The sequence below is a fragment of the Sulfitobacter faviae genome, from assembly GCF_029870955.1.
GTDB lineage: Bacteria > Pseudomonadota > Alphaproteobacteria > Rhodobacterales > Rhodobacteraceae > Sulfitobacter > Sulfitobacter faviae.
In genome coordinates, this window is the sequence record NZ_PGFQ01000001.1 from 1,201,998 (window position 1) to 1,223,794 (window position 21,797).

Below are 21,797 nucleotides of genomic sequence, written 5' to 3' on the forward strand. Positions count from 1 at the left end.
CGTTCGGCGCATGGACAATCCCCGCACGCAGGTCATATCTAGGGCCATGGATTTTGACCACGATATCGCGATCATCGGCGGTGGGCTGAATGGCCCCGCCCTTGCCTTGGCCCTCAGCCGCGCGGGACTGCGCGTGGCGGTGATTGACGCCCAGCCCGCACAAACCTTTGAGAACGCCGCCTTTGATGGGCGCGCCTATGCGCTGGCGCTGACCTCGGTCAGGTTAATGGAAGGCATCGGCATCTGGCCCGGCATCGCGGATGACGCCCAGCCGATGCTTGAGATCAAGGTCACCGATGGGCGTGCCGGCACCGGCCCCTCGCCCATGTTCATGCATTTCGATCATGCCGAGATCGAAGAAGGCCCGATGGGTCAGATGGTCGAAGACCGCCATCTGCGCCGCGCGCTGCTGAAAGCGGCTGCCGCCGATCCGGCGATCACGATGATGAACGACACCCGCGTTACGGGGCAGACGGTGGCGCCGACCGGCATCACCCTGACGCTTGAGGGCGGCAAGACCCTACGCGCAAGGCTGGCGGTGGGGGCCGATGGCCGCGCCAGCGGCACGGCGGAACGCGCGGGCATCAAGCGTGTCGCATGGTCCTATGGTCAGACGGCGCTGGTCTGCGTGGTGGATCATGAAAAGCCGCACCACGGCATCGCGCATCAATTCTTCATGCCCCCGGCCCGCTGGCGATCCTGCCGCTGACCGGCAACCGCTCCCTGATCGTTTGGAGCGAAGCGAGCGCCAATGCCGCCGCGATCAACGCCCTGCCGGATGCGCAATACCTTGAGGTGCTGCGCCCGCGCTTTGGCAGTTTTCTGGGGGAGCTTTCGCTGACCGGCCCGCGCTACAGCTATCCGCTGGGCCTGTCGCTGGCCCATTCCATGACCGCTTCGCGCGTGGCGCTTTTGGGCGACGCGGCCCATGGGGTGCATCCCATCGCCGGTCAGGGGCTGAACGCGGGCCTGCGCGATGTGGCAGCCTTGGCCGAGGTGATTGCCGATGCGGTTCGCCGGGGCGAAGACCCCGGAAACGACGCGGTCCTCGCGCGCTATCAGGAATGGCGGCGCTTCGACAATGCCAGCCTCGCGCTGGCGACCGACAGTTTCAACCGGCTGTTTTCAAACGATAATGCGCTTTTGCGGCTGGCCCGCGATATGGGCATGGCCGCGATCAACGCCCTGCCCGGCCTGCGCCGAACCTTTATCCGCGAAGCCGCAGGGCTGACGGGGGAGCTGCCCCGGTTGATGCGTGGCAAGCCCCTGTAACGGAGCGGCGGGGCATTACAGCCTCCGCGCTTCGTCCGGCAGCATGACGGGAATGCCGTTGCGGATCGGATAGGCCAAGCTGGCAGCTTTCGACACCAGCTCTTGCTTTTCCGCGTCATAGGTCAGCGTCGTCTGCGTGCGCGGGCAGATCAATGCCTCCAGCATCCGGCGGTCGAATTGAACGGTCGCATCCGTCATTGCATCAAGCCCTCTTCCTGACCGCCGCGCATCGCGAATTCGATCAATGTCACCAATGTCTCCCGCCGGGTCTCCAGCGAAGGCGCCTCCAACAGCGCCTGTTTATCCTCGGCCTCGAACTCCAGCATCATCGACAGGGAGTTGATCAGCAACTCATCTTCGGCGTCTTTCAGCGTGTCCCAATCGGCGGAAAGGCCGCGGCTGTCGAAATAGCGCCCCAGAAGGTCAAGAAACCGCGCCCGGTCAAAGCTATCGTCGACCTCATCCTCGCCCAGATCGCGGTCAAAGCCCGACCAATTCACATCGCAGCGGCGATAGGGGGAAAAGCCCTCGATCTCCTCCACCACGCGAAAGCGCGAGACGCCGCCAAGGGTCACCATATAGCGGCCATCCTCGGTCTCGGAAAACTGGGTGATGCGGCCCGCGCAGCCGATCTGGTGCAGCCCATGGCCGTCGCGACCGGGCAATTCGTTGGGCTGGACCATGCCGATCAACCGCGTGTCGGTCTTGAGCGCGTCTTCGATCATCTGAAGATAGCGCGGCTCGAAGATATGCAGCGGCAACCGCGAGCGGGGCAGCAGCAGCGCCCCTGCCAACGGAAAGATCGCAATAGTCTTGGGCAGTTCTGCTGGCTTGATCATGACAAGGGACTTAGCGCGACCAAGGCCTCAGGCAAATATCATTGATGACAGTTTGCGACGGCCATTCAGCACCACCGGATCATTGGGCTTAAGTGCTTCGAAAATAGTAAAAAGTTGCGTCTTGGCGGCGCCTTCATTCCATTCCCGATCGCGGCGGAAAAGCTCTAGCAAGTGCTCGACGGCAGCCTCGGCATTGTCATGGGCATAGAGCGCTTGAGCCAGATCGAAGCGCGCCTGATGGTCGTCGGGGTTGGCCTCGACCTTCTCGGTCAACTCGGCCACGGGGCCGGCATCGGCGGCCTGATGCGCCAGCTGCAACTGGGCATGGGCAGCTTCGAGCTCGGGGGCTTTGGAGATTTCGATCGGCGCGCCGTTCAGCAGGGCTTCGGCCTGATCCAATGCGCCCATGGCGATGTGGGACCGAACCATGCCGCCATAGGCGGGCGCGTTCATCGGGTCTTCTTCGAGAATCGCGGCAAAGGTCTGCGCCGCGTCGGTGGCGGCCCCTTCGGCCAGCATCTCTTCGGCGGCGGCGACGGCATCGGCCAACGTGTCACCGGGCGCTTCGCCGCCCCCCGCTTTTACCACACGGTCGACGAAGGCCTTGATCTCGGACTGCGGCAGCGCGCCTTGGAAACCGTCGACCGGCTGACCTTTGTAGAAGGCATAGACCGTGGGGATTGATTGGATTTGCAACTGACCTGCGATGTTCTGAGCTTGATCGACGTTGACCTTCACCATCTTCACCGCGCCTTTGGCCGCGCGCACGGCATCTTCCAGCATCGGGCCAAGCGTCTTGCAAGGGCCGCACCACGGCGCCCAGAAATCAACGATGACCGGCACCGTTTGCGAGGCATCGACCACATCAGCCATGAAGGTCGCCTCGGTTGTGTCCTTGATCAGATCGGCATCCGCAGGGGCGGCGGTGGAAAGGTTCAGGTCGGTCATGCTGTTATCCTCGCTAATCGCGTTTGGCCTTATATGGACGTGCGGGGGCGCGATTCAAAGGTCAAAACTGGCAAAAACCGGCGCGTGGTCGCTGGGTTTCTCCCAACCGCGCGCATCGCGGACGATATGGCTGGAGTGCCCGGCCTGCGCGATATCCGATGTGGCCCAGATATGATCCAGCCTGCGGCCCTTGTCGGCGGCATCCCAATCGGCGGCTCGGTAGGACCACCAGCTATAGAGTTTGCCCTCCGGCACATCCTGCCGCGTGATGTCGACCCAATTGCCCGCATCCTGCACCGCACCAAGCGCTTCGACCTCGACCGGGGTGTGGCTCACGATCTTTAGCAGCTTCTTGTGATCCCATACGTCATCCTCACGCGGGCGATGTTGAGGTCGCCCACAAGGATCGACTTCTCGGGCTTGTCGCCATGGAACCAGTCGCGCATCTCAGAGAGGTAATCGAGCTTCTGGCCAAACTTCTCATTGATCTCGCGGTCGGGTTTGTCGCCGCCTGCGGGGACGTAGAAGTTGTGGATCGTCGCGCCATTCTCAAGCTTGGCCGCGACATGGCGGGCGTGGCCCAGCATGGCGAAATCCTGATCGCCCGCATCCACCAGCGGCAGTTTCGACAGGATCGCCACGCCGTTATAGCCCTTCTGCCCGCGCGCGACCATATGGGTGTAGCCCGCCGCCTTGAACGCCTCGACCGGGATCTTGTCCACGGGGCTTTTGCATTCCTGCAAGCAGAGGACATCCGGCCCGTGTTCGGCCAGCAGTTTCAGCACCAAAGGCTCGCGCAGGCGGACGGAGTTGATGTTCCAAGTGGCGAGGGTAAAGGACATGGGGGAGGCTCCGGTCTGGGGGTGGTTCGGCACAGTAACGCGGGCGGCGCGGGGGTGCCATGCGGAAATGGGGGCTTCCTTGCAGCGAGGGCCATCACCTACGGCTTGATTTCGGTCCGGGGCGACGATCTCCCCGCCCCCCCAAAAAAAAGACCGGGCACAAAGGCCCGGCCAGTCCAACAGGGAGGTATGTACCTTTACCCGGGTACAAAAGTCGGGCTTCAAACCGAGGTGCGGGTCATGAAAACCCCGCCTCTCAGGTATTCCAACCACGGGGGTCGGAATTGGTTCCCGGTTTTTATGCCATCAGGCGATAGCCACCGGATTCCGTCACCAGCAAACGGGCGTTCGAGGGTCAGGCTCGATCTTCTGCCGCAGCCGGTAGATATGGGTTTCAAGCGTATGGGTCGTGACGCCCGCGTTGTAGCCCCAGACCTCATGCAGCAGCACATCGCGCGGCACCACACCGTCATTGGAGCGGTAGAGGAACTTGAGGATATTGGTCTCTTTCTCGGTCAGACGCACCTTACGGTCGTCCTCCGTGGTCAGCACCTTCATCGCGGGTTTGAACGTGTAGGGCCCCAGCTGGAAGACAGCATCTTCGGACTGTTCATGCTGGCGCAGCTGCGCGCGGATGCGGGCCAAAAGGACCGGGAATTTGAACGGTTTGGTGACATAGTCATTCGCCCCGGCATCAAGGCCGAGGATCGTGTCGGCATCGGTGTCATGGCCCGTCAGCATCAGGATCGGGCTTTTCACCCCCTGTTTGCGCATCAGGCGACACAGCTCGCGGCCATCGGTATCGGGCAGGCCCACGTCGAGGATGATGAGATCGTAAAGCGCCTCTTTCGCCTTGGTCATCGCCTCGGTGCCATTGGCCGCTTCGAAAACGTCGAAATCCTCGGTCATGATCAACTGCTCGCTCAGCGCTTCGCGCAGGTCATCGTCGTCATCGACAAGCAGGATTTTCTTAAGCTGGGCCATCTGTCTCTCCGTCTGTTGTCTTATACATGCGCCTTGGGCGGGGCCCGGACAAGGGATGTGACCACTGTCTCACAGCCTCGTGTCAACAAAGCGTGAAATGTTTCAATTCCTTGCGGTATAACCTAGATAGACGGGGAAGCCTTTGCGGAGTTGCAACAAACCATGAGTTTCGCCCCGGACATCACCGAACAACTGGCGCGTGCGCGGGCCGATCTGCGCATGGGCGTGCCCGTGATTCTGGCGGATGGCGCGCAGGCCGCCCTCGTGCTGGCAGCGGAGACGCTGACCGCGCAGCGCCTTGCGGATGTGCTGGCCTTGGGCGGTGCGCCGGTGCTGGCGATCACCGCGCGGCGGGCCGAAACGCTCAAAGCGCGGGCCTATGATGGCAATCTCGCCCGGGTGCTGCTGCCTGAGGGGGCGACACCTGCTTGGGTGCAAAGCATCGCCGATCCGGCGGATGACCTGCGCGCCCCCATGAAAGGGCCACTTCAGACCGCGCGGGGCGGTGATACGGCGGCGCATCGCGCCGCGATTGATCTGGTGAAAGCCGCCCGCATGCTGCCCGCCGCACTGGTGCTTGATCTGCCGCAGGGGGCAGATTTCGCGCGGACGCATGGTCTGACCTTGATCGACCTTACCGCCGCCGCCCCGATCCTTGCCGAGCGCAGCGCGCTGCATCCGGTGGTGAACGCGCGCCTGCCGATGGAGGTCTCCGAGGCCGGGCGTCTGCATATCTTCCGCCCCGAGGATGGCGGCGAAGAGCATTATGCCATCGAAATCGGCCGCCCTGCCCGCGACACGCCGGTGCTTTGCCGCCTGCATTCGGCCTGTTTCACCGGTGACCTGATGGGCAGCCTGAAATGCGATTGCGGCCCACAACTGCGCGCCGCGCTGGCGCAGATGGGCGGCGAAGGGCATGGTGTGCTTTTGTACCTCAACCAAGAGGGCCGCGGCATCGGTCTTGCCAATAAGATGCGGGCCTATTCCCTACAGGATCAGGGATTTGACACGGTCGAAGCCAATCATCGGCTGGGGTTCGAGGATGACGAGCGCGACTTCCGCCTCGGGGCCGATATCCTGCGCTCTATGGGCTTCTCAGCCGTGCGCCTGCTGACCAACAACCCCCGCAAGCTGGGCATGATGGAGCAAAGCGGCATCGCCGTGACCGAGCGCGTCCCGCTGGCCGTGGGCGAGAACCGCCACAACAGCGCCTATCTGGCCACCAAAGCCGCGAAATCGGGGCATCTGCTATGACCCCGAACGACATGGTGCTGACGCCGACGGGGCTGCGGTTTCAAGGGCGGCGCTATGCCTGTAGCATCGGCAAGGGCGGGCTGACCGATGACAAACGCGAGGGCGATGGCGCCACGCCGCGCGGGGTGCATCGCTTGGTTGGGATGCTCTATCGGCCCGACCGCATCCCGGCGCCAAGCGCTTGGGCCCAGCCGATCGGTCCGGGCGATCTGTGGTCCGACGCCAGTGGCCAACCCGATTACAACCACCGCGTCCGCGCGCCCTACCCCTATAGCCATGAGACCCTGCGCCGCGCCGATCCGCTTTACGATCTGGTGATCCTGACCGACTGGAACTGGCCCGATGCCACGGCGGGCCGCGGTTCTGCGATATTCATTCACCAATGGCGGCGGCCCGGCTATCCGACCGAAGGGTGCATTGCTTTTGCACGGAACGACCTCCATGAAATCGCCGCGCAGTTGGGTCCGGCAACGCGGCTGATTATCCGCTAACCCGTTCGCCGAAGATGGCGGAGCCCACACGCACATGGGTGGCGCCCAGTGCGATGGCCTGCTCAAAATCGCCGCTCATGCCCATCGACAAGCCGGTCAGATCGTTGCGCGCAGCGATCTTGGCCAGCAGCGCGAAATGCAGCGACGGCGCCTCGTTTACCGGCGGGATGCACATCAGCCCCTTGATCGGCAGGTCCAGCGCGCGACACTCGGCAATGAAGGCATCCGCGTCGCGGGGCATCACGCCGGCTTTCTGCTCTTCCTCGCCCGTATTGACCTGAATAAAGAGGCCGGGGCAGCGGCCCATTTCCTGCGCCAACCGCGCGATGGTCTTGGCCAGTTTGGGGCGGTCGACCGTGTGGATCGCCTCGGCCAGTTCCATCGCCTGCCGGACCTTGTTGCTTTGCAATGGGCCGATGATGTGCAGGTCGATCCCGTCAAAATCCTCGCGAAAACCGGGCCATTTGCCCGCCGCCTCTTGCACGCGGTTCTCTCCGAAAGAGCGATGCCCCTCTTCCAAGACCGCACGCACACGCGCATCGGGCTGAACCTTACTGACGGCGATCAGCTTGACCGACCCGGCCGCACGGCCTGCATCGGCTTCGGCTTTCGAGATGCGATTTTGGATGTCGCTCAGACTCATTTTCGGCCCTCCATGTCAGGCGCGCAGAAAACAACAGCGGTGGGCAAAAGAAAAGGGGCAGACCGAAAGGCCTGCCCCAATATTCACAGTATGTCGTTCAACTTAGAAGTTGAAGCGAACACCCATGTCGGCAACGGTGTCGCCGTCGAACTGCTTAACCACACCGCCGCGCAGCGAGGTGCCGCCGCCCAGGTCGTGGTTGAAGTCGATGCCGTAGCCGGTGTCGTCTTCTGTGCCGCCGTCGTTGTCAGCAACATAGACTTCGATGTCTGTTGCAGCGCCTACGTCGAAGCGGCCAGCCAGAACAACGCGGTCACCACCGGTGCCGTTATCAGCATAGGCGAGAGTTACGTCTGCGATGCCGAAGGAACCGCCAGCTGTCGCTGTCCACTCGGTGTCGCTTGCCGCGTCGGAGTCTTGGCCACCAACTGCGAAGGTCCAGCCGCTCCATGTGTAAGCAACGTAACCAGCAACGCGGTCGTTGATGTCGGAAGCCGACACGTGCACTGCCAGATCACCAGCGGAGTAAAGGACTTCAACGCCGTTGGAGCCAGCTGCACCGTTACCGCCAGAGGAATACTGGTCGCCACGGTCATCAAACGCAGTGTAGTCATAGCCCAGACCGGTCAGACCCATGTCGACGGGGTACTGACCCGGCATGGATTCCAGAGCGCCGAAGATGTTACCAACGCCAACTTCGAAGCCACCGGTGCGAGCGAAGAAACGCACACCGTTGATGCCTGTACCGGCAGGACCACCGCTTGTGGTCACGTCGTCAGCTGTACCGTAAACACCATCAGGGCCTTTGGCGACGTTCACGTTGTCGTCAGAGTTGTTCTGCTGGATGCGCATACGTGCACCGAAGACAACGCCAGCGTCGGACTCAGCTGTTGCGTCGATCTGCAGGCGCAGCCGCGAAGTCACGTCTGTGTCGCTGTCGCCACCATCGGAGTCGTTGTCGTTGTACATGATACCAAAACGGCCGTAGCCGCCGAATGTCACGTCTGCTGCTGCTACACCGGCGGTCGCAACCAGGGCTGTTGTAGCGAAGAGAACTTTTTTCATGAGTTTTCCCTCGGTTTGAATTCATATGCCCAGACCGGGGAATCCGGTAAGGGTATGCAGGCTGTTTGCCCCCAATCCCCTGCACTTGGCAAGGTTCACGGCCTCCCCACCCGCAATGTCGCCGGGGTTGGTGCAGCTATGCCACAGTTCCTTCACCCCAGGGCCGCGCCTTTGCCTATGGCGGCGCTCGATGCCGCGCAGCGCGCTCCTATGACATAGACCTTGCCGATAAGGGCCTGCTTGGATAGACCGGAGCGCAAACAGGCAAAGGAAAGCTGCAATGGCCCTTCGTACCGCTTGCAAGATGGCAATCTCCGTTCTGGCGCTCAGCGCGCTGACCGCCTGTGGCGGGAGCTTTGGCAGCCCGGCCACAGATCGGCCGGATCAATACACCAATCCGAACAATCCCAATAACATTGAGACCAATCCCGACAATACGATCTGGTCGATCTTTAACCGCAAGAACACAGACACCAGTGTTTCGGTGAACAAATACCTCTGGTCGGCCTCGCTCGAAGTGCTGAACTTCCTGCCTGTGCAATCGGTCGATCCTTTCACCGGGGTGATCGTCACCGGCTATGGCACCCCGCCGGGCGGTGGCCGTGCCTATCGCGCGACCGTTCTGATCGACGATCCGGCGCTTGATGCACGCTCGCTCAATGTGGCGCTGCAATCTTCGGGCGGCCAGCCCGTGGCACGGGCCACCACCCGCGCGGTCGAGGATGCGATCCTCAGCCGAGCGCGGGAGATGCGCGTGTCCGACAGCAAATTCTGAGCCCGCTTAACTCAACACCGTTCCAACGCCGGGCCTTGTGAAAACAGCAGCCCGGCGTTTTTCATGTCACGAAGGTCCCCTCATGCCCCGCTATACCCCGCCGAGATCGAAGCCCGCTGGCAGCAAGCCTGGGAAAAGGACGGCATTTTTCAGGCCGTTCGCAACGCTGACAAGCCGAAATACTACGTGCTCGAGATGTTCCCCTACCCTTCGGGGCGCATCCACATGGGCCATGTGCGCAACTACACGATGGGCGACGTGATCGCGCGCTACAAGATCGCGACCGGGCATAACGTGCTCCACCCGATGGGCTGGGACGCCTTCGGCATGCCCGCCGAGAACGCCGCCATGGCCATCGGCGGCCACCCGGCGGATTGGACCTATGACAACATCGCCGAGATGAAAAAGCAGATGAAACCTCTCGGCCTGTCGATTGACTGGAGCCGCGAGATCGCCACCTGCCATCCCGGCTACTACGGCCAGCAGCAGGCGTTGTTTTTGGACTTCCTCGAGAAGGGTCTGGTCTACCGCAAGAACGCCGTGGTGAACTGGGACCCGGTCGACATGACCGTGCTCGCCAACGAGCAGGTCGAGAACGGCTGCGGCTGGCGCTCCGGCGCGCCGGTGGAGCGGCGCGAGCTTACGCAGTGGTTCTTTAAGATCTCAGACCACTCCGAAGAACTGCTTTCGGCGCTCGACAGCCTCGACAACTGGCCCGCCAAGGTAAAGCTGATGCAGGCCAACTGGATCGGCAAGTCGCGCGGGTTGCAATTTGCCTTCTCGACCATCGAAGCGCCCGAGGGCTTTGACCGGATCGAGGTCTATACCACCCGCCCCGACACGCTGCTGGGTGCCTCCTTCGTCGGCATCTCGCCCGACCATCCACTGGCCAAGACGCTGGAGCGCGATGATGAAGCCGTGGCCGCTTTCTGCGCCGAATGCCGCAAGGGCGGCACCACCGAGGAGGCGATCGAGACCGCCGAGAAGCTCGGCATGGACACTGGCATCCGCGTCCGTCACCCCTTCGACACGGCCCATGAACTGCCGGTCTATATCGCCAACTTCATCCTGATGGACTATGGCACCGGCGCGATCTTCGGCTGCCCGGGCCACGACCCGCGCGATTTCGAGTTCGCCACGAAATACGACCTGCCGATCATCTCGACCTTCCTGCCGTCCGAGGATGCCGCGCCCGAGCTGGACGCCGCTTTCGTGCCGCCGAAGACCGAAAAAGTGTTCTACAACCGCGGCTTCGCGGGCAATCAGTGGCAGACCGGCGAAGAGGGCGTCGACGCTGCCATCGCCTTTTGCGAGGAGAACGGAATCGGCCACGGCGTCACAAAATACCGCCTGCGCGACTGGGGCCTCTCGCGCCAGCGCTACTGGGGCTGCCCGATTCCTGTGGTGCATTGCGACGACTGCGGCGTGGTGCCGGAAAAGAAAGAAAACCTGCCGATCGAGCTGCCCTACGATGTCAGCTTCGACACGCCGGGCAACCCGCTCGACCGCCACCCAACATGGCGCAACTGCACCTGTCCCGCCTGCGGCAAGGACGCCCTGCGCGAGACCGACACGATGGACACTTTCGTCGACAGTTCGTGGTATTTCGCCCGTTTCACCGCGCCGCGTGCCGAGACGCCGACCGTCATGGAAGACGCGCAATACTGGATGAACGTCGATCAATATATCGGCGGCATCGAACATGCGATCTTGCACCTGCTCTACTCGCGCTTCTTTGCCCGTGCGATGCAGATCACCGGCCATCTACCCGAAAGCGCGGTGGAGCCGTTTGACGCGCTCTTTACCCAAGGCATGGTGACCCATGAGATCTACCAGACCCGCGACGACAATGGCCGCCCGGTCTATCACCTGCCGGAAGATGTGACCGATGGCAAACTTGCCGATGGGACCGAGGTTGAGATCATCCCTTCCGCCAAAATGTCGAAGTCCAAGAAGAACGTTGTCGACCCGCTGCACATCATCTCGAACTACGGTGCCGATACCGCGCGTTGGTTCGTGCTGAGCGATTCGCCCCCCGAGCGGGACGTGGAATGGACCGCCTCCGGCGCGGAAGCCGCCTATAAACAGCTCTCGCGCGTGTGGAACATCTGTGACCGCGTGGCCGAGATGGACCGCGAGGCGGCGGGCTCGGGCGACGACGACCTGCTGCGCGCCATGCATAAGACGATCCATGACGTGACAATGGGCATCGAATCCTTTGGCTTTAACGCCGCGATTGCCAAGCTCTATGCCTTCACCGCGACCTTGCAGAAGTCCAAGGCGGGCTATGCCGCGCAGCGCGAAGCGATCATGACGCTGGCGCAGCTGATGTCGCCGATGACCCCGCACCTGTCGGAAGACATTTGGGCGCATCAGGGCGGCGAAGGGCTGATCGCCAAGGCCCCATGGCCCAAGGCGGATGAGAAGATGCTGGTCGACGACACCGTGACCCTGCCGATCCAGATCAACGGCAAACGCCGGGCGGAAATCCAAGTGCCCGCCGATATGCCGAAGGAAGAGGTTGAAAAAACCGCGCTGGCGCATGAAGCTGTTATTCGAACGCTGGACGGGGCCACGCCGAAAAAGGTCATCGTCGTGCCCGGACGGATTGTGAATGTCGTTGCCTAAGCCCACCCATATGCGCCGCCGTTTCCTGCTGGCCCTGCCCCTACTGGCGCTTGCCGCCTGCGGGTTCGAGCCGGTCTATGGCCCCGGCGGCGCAGGCACGGCGTTGCAAAACCGCGTTCTGGTGGACGCACCGGAAGACCGCTTTGGCTATTTTCTGGTGCGCGAGGTGGAAAGCCGCCTTGGCCGCGCGGCCACCCCCCGTTGGGGGCTGGCGCTGACCACCACCACGGTCGAAGACGGGCTGGCCATCGACAGCGAAGGCAACACACGGCGCTACAACCTTGTCGGCACCACCGCCTATGCGCTGCGTGACCTCGACAGCGGGCAAATCGTGACCTCGGGCAAGGTCGAAAGCTTCACCGGCTATTCCGCCACCGGCACCACCGTGGCCACCCGCGCGGCGGAACTGGACGCGCAGGAACGTCTGATGACCATCCTCGCGGACCTCGTGATCAGCCGCCTTTATGCGGCTGACCTGCCCCAATGAAACTGACCCCACGCGAGGCGAAACCCTATTTCGCGCGGCCCGATCCCGCGCGCACGGGGCTGTTGATCTATGGCAGCGACGCGATGCGCGTGGCGCTGAAACGGCAGGAATTCCTGAAAAACCTGCTCGGGCCCAATGCCGAAGAGGAAATGCGCCTCAGCCGGATGCCTGCGGGCGAATTGCGCCGCGATCCGGCGATGCTGCTGGATGCGATCAAGGCGGTCGGCTTCTTCCCCGGCCCGCGTGCTGCGCTGGTGGAAGAGGCGAATGACAATATCGCGAAAATCCTGCTCGACGCGCTGAAGGAATGGCAGCCGGGTGATGCGCAGATCGTGGTCACCGGCGGCGATCTCAAGAAGACCTCAAAGGTGCTGAAGGCCTTTGAAAGCCACCCCAACGCCTTTGCCACCGCGATCTACGACAACCCGCCCGACCGCGCCGAGATCGAGCAGATGCTGAAGGACGCGAAGCTCACGCCTGAGGCCGACGCCATGGCCGCCCTGACCGATCTGGCCCGCACCCTCGACCCCGGCGATTTCCGACAGACGCTGGAGAAGATCACGCTCTATAAACTGGGCGACAGCAGCAACATCGGGCTGGATGACATCGCCGCCTGCGCCCCCACCTCGACCGAGGCCGAGGTGGACGACATCCTGCATGTCGTGGCCGAGACCCGCGCCGCCGAAATCGGCCCGGTGATGAGCAAGCTGCAAGGCCAAGGCGTGAACCCGGTGACCCTGACCATCATGGCCACCCGGCATTTCCGCACCCTCTACCGCATCGCTGCCAACCCGGCGCGCCGATCTACGGCGTGCGCGACCGCGACCGTGCGATGCGACAGGCGCGCAACTGGGGCGCGGTGAAGCTGGAAACCGCGCTGGCGGTGCTGACCGAGACGGACCTCAAGCTGCGCTCCGCAGGCCAGCACGCCCCGGCGTTGGCGCTGGTCGAACGGGCCTTTATCCGTCTGGCGATGCTGGGCGCACAACGTTGATTTTGGGAGAGGAAATTCAATGTACACAGTCATCGGCGGCACCAAGACCCGCGCCTTTCGCGTCATGTGGATGCTCGAAGAATTGGGCCAGCCCTACGATTTGAACCCCGCGGCACCCCGCTCGGACGAGGCGCGCAAATTCAACCCTTCGGGCAAGATCCCGGCGCTTGTGGACGGCGATGAGGTGCTGACCGATTCCGTCGCCATCATGACCTATCTCGCCGACAAACACGGCGCGCTCACCGCCCCCGCCGGGACGCCCGCCCGTGCGCGGCAGGATGCGATGACCTTTTGGCTGATCGACGAATTCGACGCGGTGCTCTGGGCCGCGGCAAAGCACAGTTTCGTCTTTCCCGAAGAGGCCCGCGTGCCCGCCATCAAGGACAGCCTGAAGGCCGAGTTCGAGCTGGCGGCCAGCACCCTGTCCGACCGGCTTGAGGGGCCGTTCCTGATGGGCGATCAGATCACCCTGCCCGACCTTTTGGCGGTGCATTGCATCAATTGGTCGATTGGCGCGAAATTCCCGCGTGTGGATGACAAGCTGAACCTCTGGGCAAAATCCCTGCGCGAACGCCCCACTTTTGTCGCCGCGATGACCAAGGAAGATGGTTAACCCCGCGCCCATTCCACAGCATGGCGGCCCGCCCAATGGCCGGTCGCCAGACAGCCGTTGATCAGATAGCCGCCCGTGGGCGCTTCCCAATCGAGCATTTCCCCTGCGGCAAAGACGCCCGGCAGCGCGCGCAGCATCAGCCCTGCGTCCAGCGCATCGAGCGCTATCCCCCCGCCGTCGAAATCGCCTCATCCATCGGTCGCAGCCCGGCGTGGGCGATGGGCAGGTCTTTCAGCAAGGCGGCCAGCGCCTCGGCCTCCTGCGGCAGCGGGCGCGCCATCTCTTGTAGCAGTGCGATCTGGGCGGGGCTGAGCTTCAGCCGTTTGCGCAGATGGTTGGCCTGACTGTCCTTGCCGCGCGGCTTTGCCAAACGCGCCGCCACCTCGTGGTCCTGCAAGTCCGGCAGCAGATCAAGCATCAGCCCCTGCCCCTCGCGCAGCCCGCGCGAGACGCTATAGATGCCGCCCCCTCCAGCCCACGGGCCGAGATCACCGCCTCCCCGCGCGAGCGGTAGGGGCCCGCGCGCCACGCCACCCCTTTCAGCGCCGCGCCAAAATGGCGGGTCATATGCGGGGACCAATCGACCAACAGCCCGACATTGGCCGGGGCGAAATTCTGCACATCCACGCCACGCGCCACCAGCAGGGGCGCCCATTCGCCGGTGGCGCCAAGCCGCCGCCAACTCGCCCCGCCAAGGGCCAACACCGTCACATCGGCCTCGACCACTTCCCGCCCGCCGGGCGTATCGAAGGTGAGTGCGTCCCCCTCCCAGCCCCGCCATTGCCAACGGGTGTTGATCGTCACCCCACAGTCCGCCAGCCGCGCGAGCCATGCCCGCAACAGTGGCGAGGCTTTCATCGCCCGTGGGAAAACCCGCCCAGTGGAGCCGGTAAAGACCGCTTGCCCCAGCCCTTCGGCCCAGTCCTGCACCGCTTGGGCATCGAAAGCCTCCAGCATCGGCCGCAAGGCAGGCTGCGCTTCTTCATAGGCGGCGAGGAAGGGGGCGAAGGGCTCGGACTTGGTCAGGTTCAACCCGGATTTGCCCGCCATCAAGAACTTGCGCCCGACCGAGGGTTTCGCCTCGCAGAGCGTGACCGACAGCCCCGCCTGCGCCATGACCTCTGCCGCCATCAGCCCCGCCGGGCCGCCCCCAATGACCAAGGCGCGGGTCACGCGGCGCGCCCTTGGGTCTGCTTGTCTGACGGGGAAGCCATGGGCCTGTCCTTGCCTTGGGGAGGATTTGACACATCCTCTTGCCTGCCGTGGCCCTGCAATGCAAGCGAAAGGGAGGACCGTGACCCAAGGCGAAACCGTGCCACATTGCCCGCTCTGCCACCGGCCCATCCCTGAGGACGTGCCGCAGAGCCTGCATCATCTGATCCCCAAGCTGCGCGGTGGCAAGGGCGGGCCGACGGTGCTGATGCATCACATCTGCCACCGAGAGGTGCACGCCGCCCTGACTGAGACCGAACTGGCGCGGCACTACAACACGCCCGAAGCGCTGCGCAGCCACCCGCGGCTGGCCAAATTCGCCGCATGGGTGGCGAAACGCCCGCCGGGCTTCCGCTCCAAAGTGCCCGGCGGTACGCGCAAACGTTAGGCGGGGCCGCACATCCGTTTGATTTCCTGCGCGATGTCTGGGCTTGCCGCCACTGTGTCGGCGGCCAGCGCCTGCGCGTGTTCCTGCACCTCCTCCGCCGCGACGATGCGGTCGATCAGGCCAAAACGCAGCGCCTCTTCCGCCGTGATCTTCTGCCCGCCCATCAGCAAAAGCTTGGTCCGCGCAGGGCCGATCAGCGCCGCCATCCGCGCCGGGTCAGAGGGCTGCGGCAGGAAGCCCAGCTTCATCACCGGATAAAAGAACTTAGCCCCCGGCACCGCGATGCGCAGGTCGCAGGCCAGCGCCATGCCCATCGCACCGCCCGCCAGCGTGCCGTTGAGCGCGGCGATGCTCAGCCCCGGCAGGGCGGCCACCGCGCCCGAGAGACGCTCCCAAACATCCGATTTCGCAAGGCCCGCGCGGGCTTCGTCCAGATCGGCCCCGGCGCTGAACACCTTGCCGCGCCCGGTCAGGATCACCGCGCGGGCGGCCTGCGCCGCTTCCATGATCTCGGCCAATTCGACCAGCATGGCATGGGTCAGGGAATTGGCCTTGTCGGGGCGGTTGATCGTGACGGTCCAGATGTCGCCCGCGCGGTCAAGCTCGATCATATGAGGCCCACCGCCTTGCGGATGCCTTCGTCGCGCAGGGAAATCTCATCACCCAAGAAACGATCCGCCTCCGGGCCGCACATCCACAGCAGCGCGCGGGCGGGCCAATCGGCGGGGATATGCACGTCCCAATCCAACTGGCTGACCGGGTTCACGCCGCTGTCCTTGATGTCGCGCTGCATGTCGGTGGCCACGGTGCCGGGAGACAGGCCGATGGCGCGGATGCCGTTGCCGCCCTCTTCGTGGTGCAAACACTGGGTCAGCATATTCGCCGCCGCCTTTGACGCGCAGTAGTGGCTCCACGCCTCCACCGGGTTATGCGCCGCGCCCGAAGAAATCGTCAGCACCGTGCCGCCGCCGTTTTCCTTCATCAAGGGCAGCGCCGCGCGCATGCCGTGGAAGACACCCGTGACATTGATGTTGATCGCCTTGGCCCAATCCGCGGGATCGGCCTCTCCCATGAGCGAGATCGGGTCGATCACGCCTGCGTTGTTGATCAGAACGTCGAGGCCACCAAAGGCCCGGCGCGTGGTCTCGACCGCCGAGGTCATCTCGTTATAGCGGGTCACGTCGCAGGGGATGGCGATGGCCTGTTTGCCCAACTCTCCGGCCAATTCGGCGATGGCATCCTGACTGCGCGCCAACAGGGCGACATTGCCGCCCGCCTCGGCGAACACACGCGCGGCGGCGGCGCCGATGCCCCGGCTGGCGCCGGTAATCATGATCGTCTTGCCTGTCATGTCCATGGGGGATCCTTCCGCTTGTTTTGTACATTGCTTGAGGGCTGTGGTAATCTGCCGATCAACCCGGGTCCAGCCTCGCATCGCTTGACCCTGCGCGGGGATTGGCAGACCCTATGCGTAACTCATTGCCGAAAAGGATTTTCCGATGTCTCGCATTTCCACCGCATCGCTGTTCCTCGCCCTGCCGGTCACGCTGGCTTCGACGCCCCTCTGGGCCGACCTGACCCCTTCCGACGTCTGGGGCGATTGGCGCCAGTATATGGAGAGCATGGGCTATGAGGTCGAGGCAAGCGAAGCCTTCAACGGCGATGACCTGACCGTCAGCGATGTGACCCTGAAGATGGACATGGCCGAAGAGGGCGGCGATTTCTCCATGTCGCTCGGGACGCTCAGCTTTGAGCCCGAAGGTGACGGGGCGGTCAATATCCGCATGCCCACCGTCATGCCGATGACGATCAACGTCGCGCCCGAAACGGCGGAGGATGAACCGGTGTCGATGGTGTTGAACTACGCCCAGACCGCGCCGGTGATGCGCGCCAGCGGCAGCGCCGAGGCACTGCAATACGACTATGCCGCCGACAGCATTTCGCTCACGCTGGCCGGGCTCAAGGTGGGCGAGCAAAGCTATACCGAGGAAGAAGCCAAGTTCACGCTGATCGGTACCGGCGTCAGCAGCCGGACCGAGATGACCGGCACCGAGACGCGCCGCTATGACCAATCGGGCCGCATCGACAGCCTGCAATATGACGTGGTGATGAAAACCCCCGAAGACCCGGCCCGCGTTGCCGTGACGGGCGGGGTCGATCAGGTGGTTTTTGACGGCAGCGGCACGCTGCCGATGATCGACGCAGGCGCCGACGTGGCCGCGATGATGCGCGAAGGTCTTGCCTTCGACGGTAGCTTTACCGCTGGCGCGGGCCGCACCGACATGCAGGTTTCCGACCCCGAGAATGGGGAGTTTCAACTGATCTCAAGCTCGACCGGGGCGAAGCTCGGCGTGGCCATGGGGCCGGAGGGGCTTTCTTATGACGGCGGCCAGCAGGACATTGAGGTCAGCGTGACCGCCGCCGACATGCCCTTCCCGATCCAGTTCAGCATGGCAGAGAGCGCCTTTAACCTCAAAATGCCGGTGTTGAAGTCCGAAGAGCCACAGGATTTCGCCTTTGGCGTCACGCTCGACCGTTTTGAGATGTCGGACATGATCTGGGGCATCTTCGATCCCACCGGCCAATTGCCCCGCGACCCGGCGACCTTGGTCGTGGACCTGTCGGGCAAGGCCAAACTGCTGTTCGAACTGATGGACCCCGAAGTCACCGCCACCATGGGCGGTGAGGCGCCGGGCGAGATTCACGCGCTGAACGTGAACGAAGTGTCGCTGGACGTGGCCGGGGCCGAGTTCGACGCCTCGGGCGCGATCACCTTTGACAATGACGATATGCAAACCGTGCCCGGCATGCCGAAACCCGTGGGCGCACTGGATCTGTCGCTGGTCGGCGGTGTGGCCCTGCTCGACAAATTGGTGGCGATGGGCCTCGTGCCGCAGGATCAGGCGATGGGCGCGCGGATGATGATGGGCCTCTTCACCGTGCCGGGCGAGGGCGAAGATTCCCTGACCTCCAGAATCGAGTTCACCGAAGAGGGCGGCATCCTCGCCAACGGTCAGCAGATCAAATAACCGGCGGCGCGGCCCTGCGCCGCGCCTGCCCTATCTGGGAAAATAGAGCCCAGCCCTTGCCCCCGCGGGGCAGGGGATTACCCCTTTTCCAACCCCAAAAGGAGCCAGACCATGCCAGACGCCCTTGATGCATTGACCAAGTCCCTCCTTCACGCGGCCACCAAGGCCGGGGCGGATGCGGCCGATGCCATGGCGATCACGGCAAGCTCTGTCTCGATCGAAGTGCGCGGCGGGGCGCTGGAACAGGCCGAACGCTCCGAAGGGACGGACATCGGGCTGCGGGTCTTCGTCGGCCAACGTTCGGCCAATGTCTCGGCCTCCGACACGTCATCGCGCACGATCGAGGAAATGGCCGAACGCGCCGTCGCCATGGCCCGAGAAGCGCCCGAAGACCCTTATTCCGGGCTGGCCGACCCCGATCAACTCTCACCGCGCCGCGATGCCGAAGGGCTGGAGCTTTGCGACCCCACGCCCGAACCTTCCCCCGAAGCCCTGCAAGAGGACGCCGCCCGCGCCGAAGCCGCCGCGCTCGCCGTCAAAGGGGTCAGCCAAGTGCAATCGGCGGGCGCGGGCTATGGCGCGCAAGAGATTTACCTCGCCGCGACAAACGGGTTCGAGGGCGGCTATGCCCGCAGCGAACGCGGGCTGTCCTGTGTCGCCATCGCAGGCAGCGGCACCGGGATGGAGCGGGATTATGACGGCGACAGCCGCATCTTTCAGGCCGATCTGCGCGACGCGCAGGAGATCGGCACACGCGCGGGCGAACGCGCGCTGGCGCGGCTCGACGCCCGCAAGCCCCCCACCGGCAGCTACCCGGTGCTGTTCGACGAACGCATCGCCGCCTCGCTGATCGGGCACCTGTTGGGGGCGATCAACGGTCAGGCGATTGCGCGCGGCGCGTCCTTCCTGCGCGATGCCAAGGGCGAACAGGTGCTGCCCGAAGCCCTGTCCCTGATCGAAGACCCGACCCGCATCCGCGCCACCGGCTCGCGCCCCTTCGACGCCGAAGGGCTGCCGACCCAACGGCGGGCCATCGTCGACAAGGGCATCTTGCAAGATTGGACGCTCGACCTCGCCACCGCCCGCAAGCTGGAACTCAGCCCCACCGGCAACGCCGCGCGCGGCCCCGGCTCTGGCCCGCAGCCGTCGAACTGGAACATCGCGCTGACCCAAGGCGAGGCCAGCCGCGACGATCTGATTGCCGAGATGGGCACGGGGCTATTGGTGACCTCCATGATCGGCAGCACGATCAACCCCAACACGGGCGACTATTCGCGCGGCGCCTCGGGCCTCTGGGTCGAGAATGGTGAGATCACCCATGCGATCAACGAATGCACCATCGCGGGCAACCTGCGTGACATGCTGCGGGCGATGATCCCCGCCAATGACGCGCGGACGCATCTTAGCCGCGTGGTGCCTTCGCTGCTGGTGCCGGGAATGACCCTTGCCGGTGCCTGAGGACGATCTCACCCTCCTGATCGACGCCGCCCGCAAGGCGGGTGCCGTGGCGCGCGGCTTTGTCGGGGCCACGGCGAAACGTTGGGACAAGCCCGATAACGCAGGCCCGGTGACCGAAGCCGATCTGGCGGTGAACGATCTGCTGCTGTCGGAGTTGCGCAGGGCGCGGCCCGACTATGGCTGGCTGTCTGAGGAGACGGAGGACAATACCGACCGGCTGGGGCATGAGCGGGTCTTCATCATCGATCCGATCGACGGCACCCGTAGCTTTGTCGAAGGGTCCGACACTTGGGCGCATTCGCTGGCGGTGGCCGAGGGCGGCGCGGTGACGGCGGCGGTGGTCTATCTGCCGATGCGCGACATGCTCTATGCCGCGCACCGGGGCGGCGGGGCCACGTTGAACGGCGCGCCGATCCGCACCTCCGAGGTGGGCAAACTGGCCGAGGCGACCGTGCTTGCCGCGCGGCCCGCGCTGGTGGCCGAACGCTGGCACGGCGGCGCGGCACCGGTGTTCAAACGCAGCTACCGCCCCTCGCTCGCCTACCGTATGGCGCTGGTGGCCGATGCCTCTTTCGACGCGATGATCACCCTGCGCCGCACATGGGAATGGGACATCGCCGCCGGCACGCTGATCGTGGCCGAAGCGGGCGGCAGTTGCACCACCGCCACGGGCGCACCGCTTAGGTTCAACAACCGCGACCCGCGTGTTGATGGCATCGTGGCGGGTGGGCCTTCGGTGCAGCGCGCGCTGATCGACGCCCTTGCGTGACCGGCCTCATCTGCTAGGCACTATGCGCAGCACCGCAGCTTTGACAGATCAAAGGACAGCTCAATGACCCAACGCCTGCACCTTGTTTTCGGTGGCGAACTTGTCGATCCGACCAAGAACGCGTTCAAGAATGTCGACGACATCCACATCGTCGGGATCTTCCCCAATTATGCCAGCGCCTATGACGCATGGAAATCCGAAGCGCATCGCACCGTGGATAACGCGCATATGCGCTATTACATCGCCCATCTGCACCGACTGCGCGACGAAGAGACCTCGGCCTCGCCCACCGAAGAGCTGGAATAAACCACCATGGCGGCGCGGTCGCTGGGGCTTGCAGCCTATCGCGCCCTCGTGCGCCGGGGCGGGGCCGAAGACGCGCCGCCCTACGCCCCCCGCCCCGAGGGGAGCTGGTCTGGATGCATGCCGCCGAAGCGGGCAACGTGTTGGCCGTGCTCGACCTTGCCAAACGGTTCATGGCGATGCGCGACCGGGTCGCAGTGCTGGTCACCCTCTCGGAAAGCGCGGCGGCCCAAGAGCTGCCCACGCCCGAGACGCGCGATCTGTTCATCTTCCCCGCCCCAGCGAACACCCCGACAATGTGGCGCGGTTCCTTGACCACTGGCGGCCCGATTTCTGCCTGTGGACATGGGGCGGGCTGAGGCCCAACCTCGTGTTGGAGACCGCAGCGCGCGGCTGCCCCATGATGATGATCGACGCCGACAGCGCCGGTTTCGATGGCCGCCGGGACCGTTGGCTGCCCGATGTGACGCGGCAGTTGCTGGCGGCCTTCGATCAGGTGCTGACCCGTTCCCCCGCCGTGCTGCGCCGCCTCGTGCAGCTGGGCCTGCCGCGCAACAAGGGGCAGGTGACCTCGCCGCTGCTGGCGGGTGGTCAGGCGCTGCGCTGCGCGGAATCGGATTTGGCGGATATGTCGGCCTGTCTGGTCGGGCGTCCGGTTTGGTATGCGACGCAGGTTTTGGCCGGAGAGATACCTGTCGTGCTCACCGCCCATCGCCAAGCGCTGCGCCTCTCGCATCGGTTGCTGCTTATCCTGCACACCCATGATTACCCGACCGCCGATATCGCCCATGAGCGCGCCCGCG

Annotated in this window: 18 protein-coding genes and 6 pseudogenes; 14 read left to right on the forward strand and 10 right to left on the reverse strand. The window is 64.2% G+C overall.

Annotation, left to right across the window (positions count from 1 at the left end; translation table 11 throughout):
* The first annotated feature begins 10 nt into the window (after positions 1-10).
* A pseudogene (locus CUR85_RS06200) lies at positions 11-1,272 on the forward strand (FAD-dependent oxidoreductase).
* Positions 1,273-1,287: 15 nt separating this feature from the next.
* Here the strand turns inward: CUR85_RS06200 and CUR85_RS06205 are convergent.
* From CUR85_RS06205 to CUR85_RS06225, 5 genes and pseudogenes are all read right to left on the reverse strand, one after another.
* On the reverse strand, positions 1,288-1,470 hold the full coding sequence (locus tag CUR85_RS06205; protein ID WP_067261737.1) for a Trm112 family protein: 183 nt from the start codon (positions 1,468-1,470) through the stop codon (positions 1,288-1,290).
* A complete protein-coding gene (locus tag CUR85_RS06210) occupies positions 1,467-2,111 on the reverse strand; it encodes an LON peptidase substrate-binding domain-containing protein (protein ID WP_067261736.1) in 645 nt (214 codons plus the stop codon). Before CUR85_RS06210 ends, CUR85_RS06205 begins: the two co-directional genes overlap by 4 nt.
* A 27-nt stretch (positions 2,112-2,138) precedes the next feature.
* Positions 2,139-3,059 carry a thioredoxin gene (trxA, locus tag CUR85_RS06215; RefSeq protein WP_067261734.1) on the reverse strand — a complete coding sequence of 307 codons (921 nt, stop codon included), beginning with the start codon at positions 3,057-3,059 and terminating at the stop codon, positions 2,139-2,141.
* Positions 3,060-3,113: 54 nt separating this feature from the next.
* Positions 3,114-3,901, reverse strand: a pseudogene (locus CUR85_RS06220) (exodeoxyribonuclease III).
* A 298-nt stretch (positions 3,902-4,199) separates the two neighbouring features.
* Positions 4,200-4,885 (reverse strand): annotated as a pseudogene (locus CUR85_RS06225) (response regulator transcription factor).
* Positions 4,886-5,047: 162 nt separating this feature from the next.
* Between CUR85_RS06225 and ribA the strand changes: the two are divergent.
* Both ribA and CUR85_RS06235 read left to right on the forward strand, forming a co-directional pair.
* A complete protein-coding gene (gene ribA / locus CUR85_RS06230) occupies positions 5,048-6,139 on the forward strand; it encodes a GTP cyclohydrolase II (protein ID WP_067261728.1) in 1,092 nt (363 codons plus the stop codon).
* The gene (locus CUR85_RS06235) at positions 6,136-6,630 is read left to right on the forward strand and encodes a L,D-transpeptidase family protein (protein WP_067261726.1); all 495 of its coding nucleotides are present in this window, start codon (positions 6,136-6,138) and stop codon (positions 6,628-6,630) included. The genes ribA and CUR85_RS06235 overlap by 4 nt, the downstream gene beginning before the upstream one ends.
* Here CUR85_RS06235 and CUR85_RS06240 read toward each other — a convergent pair.
* The gene (locus tag CUR85_RS06240) at positions 6,620-7,273 is read right to left on the reverse strand and encodes a YggS family pyridoxal phosphate-dependent enzyme (RefSeq protein WP_067261725.1); all 654 of its coding nucleotides are present in this window, start codon (positions 7,271-7,273) and stop codon (positions 6,620-6,622) included. The two genes, CUR85_RS06235 and CUR85_RS06240, sit on opposite strands and share 11 nt — an antisense overlap.
* Before the next feature lie 102 nt (positions 7,274-7,375).
* Positions 7,376-8,338, reverse strand: a complete 963-nt coding sequence (locus tag CUR85_RS06245) for a porin (protein WP_067261723.1) — start codon at positions 8,336-8,338, stop codon at positions 7,376-7,378.
* Between the two features lie 280 nt (positions 8,339-8,618).
* On the opposite strand from CUR85_RS06245, the gene CUR85_RS06250 reads away from it, so the two are divergent.
* The 5 genes and pseudogenes from CUR85_RS06250 to CUR85_RS06270 all read left to right on the forward strand — a co-directional run bounded on the left by CUR85_RS06250 (position 8,619) and on the right by CUR85_RS06270 (position 13,835).
* Positions 8,619-9,113 carry a DUF3576 domain-containing protein gene (locus tag CUR85_RS06250; protein WP_067261722.1) on the forward strand — a complete coding sequence of 165 codons (495 nt, stop codon included), beginning with the start codon at positions 8,619-8,621 and terminating at the stop codon, positions 9,111-9,113.
* Between the two features lie 63 nt (positions 9,114-9,176).
* Positions 9,177-11,741 carry a leucine--tRNA ligase gene (gene leuS / locus CUR85_RS06255; protein ID WP_280322241.1) on the forward strand — a complete coding sequence of 855 codons (2,565 nt, stop codon included), beginning with the start codon at positions 9,177-9,179 and terminating at the stop codon, positions 11,739-11,741.
* A complete protein-coding gene (lptE, locus tag CUR85_RS06260; protein ID WP_067261718.1) occupies positions 11,728-12,228 on the forward strand; it encodes an LPS assembly lipoprotein LptE in 501 nt (166 codons plus the stop codon). The genes leuS and lptE overlap by 14 nt, the downstream gene beginning before the upstream one ends.
* Positions 12,225-13,222 (forward strand): annotated as a pseudogene (gene holA / locus CUR85_RS06265) (DNA polymerase III subunit delta). Before lptE ends, holA begins: the two are co-directional and overlap by 4 nt.
* Before the next feature lie 19 nt (positions 13,223-13,241).
* Positions 13,242-13,835, forward strand: a complete 594-nt coding sequence (locus CUR85_RS06270) for a glutathione S-transferase family protein (RefSeq protein ID WP_067261715.1) — start codon at positions 13,242-13,244, stop codon at positions 13,833-13,835.
* Here CUR85_RS06270 and CUR85_RS06275 read toward each other — a convergent pair.
* A pseudogene (locus tag CUR85_RS06275) lies at positions 13,832-14,966 on the reverse strand (TIGR03862 family flavoprotein). The gene CUR85_RS06270 and the pseudogene CUR85_RS06275 overlap by 4 nt on opposite strands.
* A 163-nt stretch (positions 14,967-15,129) precedes the next feature.
* On the opposite strand from CUR85_RS06275, the gene CUR85_RS06280 reads away from it, so the two are divergent.
* Positions 15,130-15,435 carry an HNH endonuclease gene (locus CUR85_RS06280; protein ID WP_231886283.1) on the forward strand — a complete coding sequence of 102 codons (306 nt, stop codon included), beginning with the start codon at positions 15,130-15,132 and terminating at the stop codon, positions 15,433-15,435.
* On the opposite strand, the gene CUR85_RS06285 is transcribed toward CUR85_RS06280, so the two are convergent.
* Entirely contained in the window at positions 15,432-16,046 is a 615-nt protein-coding gene (locus CUR85_RS06285) for an enoyl-CoA hydratase/isomerase family protein (protein WP_067261709.1), read from the reverse strand. The two genes, CUR85_RS06280 and CUR85_RS06285, sit on opposite strands and share 4 nt — an antisense overlap.
* The gene (locus CUR85_RS06290) at positions 16,043-16,792 is read right to left on the reverse strand and encodes an SDR family oxidoreductase (protein WP_067261708.1); all 750 of its coding nucleotides are present in this window, start codon (positions 16,790-16,792) and stop codon (positions 16,043-16,045) included. Before CUR85_RS06290 ends, CUR85_RS06285 begins: the two co-directional genes overlap by 4 nt.
* A 142-nt stretch (positions 16,793-16,934) precedes the next feature.
* Between CUR85_RS06290 and CUR85_RS06295 the strand changes: the two genes are divergently transcribed.
* From CUR85_RS06295 to CUR85_RS20525, 5 genes and pseudogenes are all read left to right on the forward strand, one after another.
* Entirely contained in the window at positions 16,935-18,464 is a 1,530-nt protein-coding gene (locus CUR85_RS06295) for a DUF2125 domain-containing protein (RefSeq protein WP_067261706.1), read from the forward strand.
* Positions 18,465-18,575: 111 nt separating this feature from the next.
* Positions 18,576-19,922, forward strand: coding sequence for a TldD/PmbA family protein (locus tag CUR85_RS06300; protein ID WP_136720263.1), 1,347 nt, complete (start codon positions 18,576-18,578; stop codon positions 19,920-19,922).
* Positions 19,915-20,691 carry a 3'(2'),5'-bisphosphate nucleotidase CysQ gene (locus tag CUR85_RS06305; RefSeq protein WP_067262179.1) on the forward strand — a complete coding sequence of 259 codons (777 nt, stop codon included), beginning with the start codon at positions 19,915-19,917 and terminating at the stop codon, positions 20,689-20,691. The genes CUR85_RS06300 and CUR85_RS06305 overlap by 8 nt, the downstream gene beginning before the upstream one ends.
* 63 nt (positions 20,692-20,754) lie before the next feature.
* Positions 20,755-20,997, forward strand: coding sequence for a DUF4170 domain-containing protein (locus tag CUR85_RS06310; protein WP_067262181.1), 243 nt, complete (start codon positions 20,755-20,757; stop codon positions 20,995-20,997).
* A gap of 113 nt (positions 20,998-21,110) precedes the next feature.
* Positions 21,111-21,508: pseudogene (locus tag CUR85_RS20525) on the forward strand (glycosyltransferase N-terminal domain-containing protein); the annotation flags it as partial.
* Between the last annotated feature and the right edge of the window lie 289 nt (positions 21,509-21,797).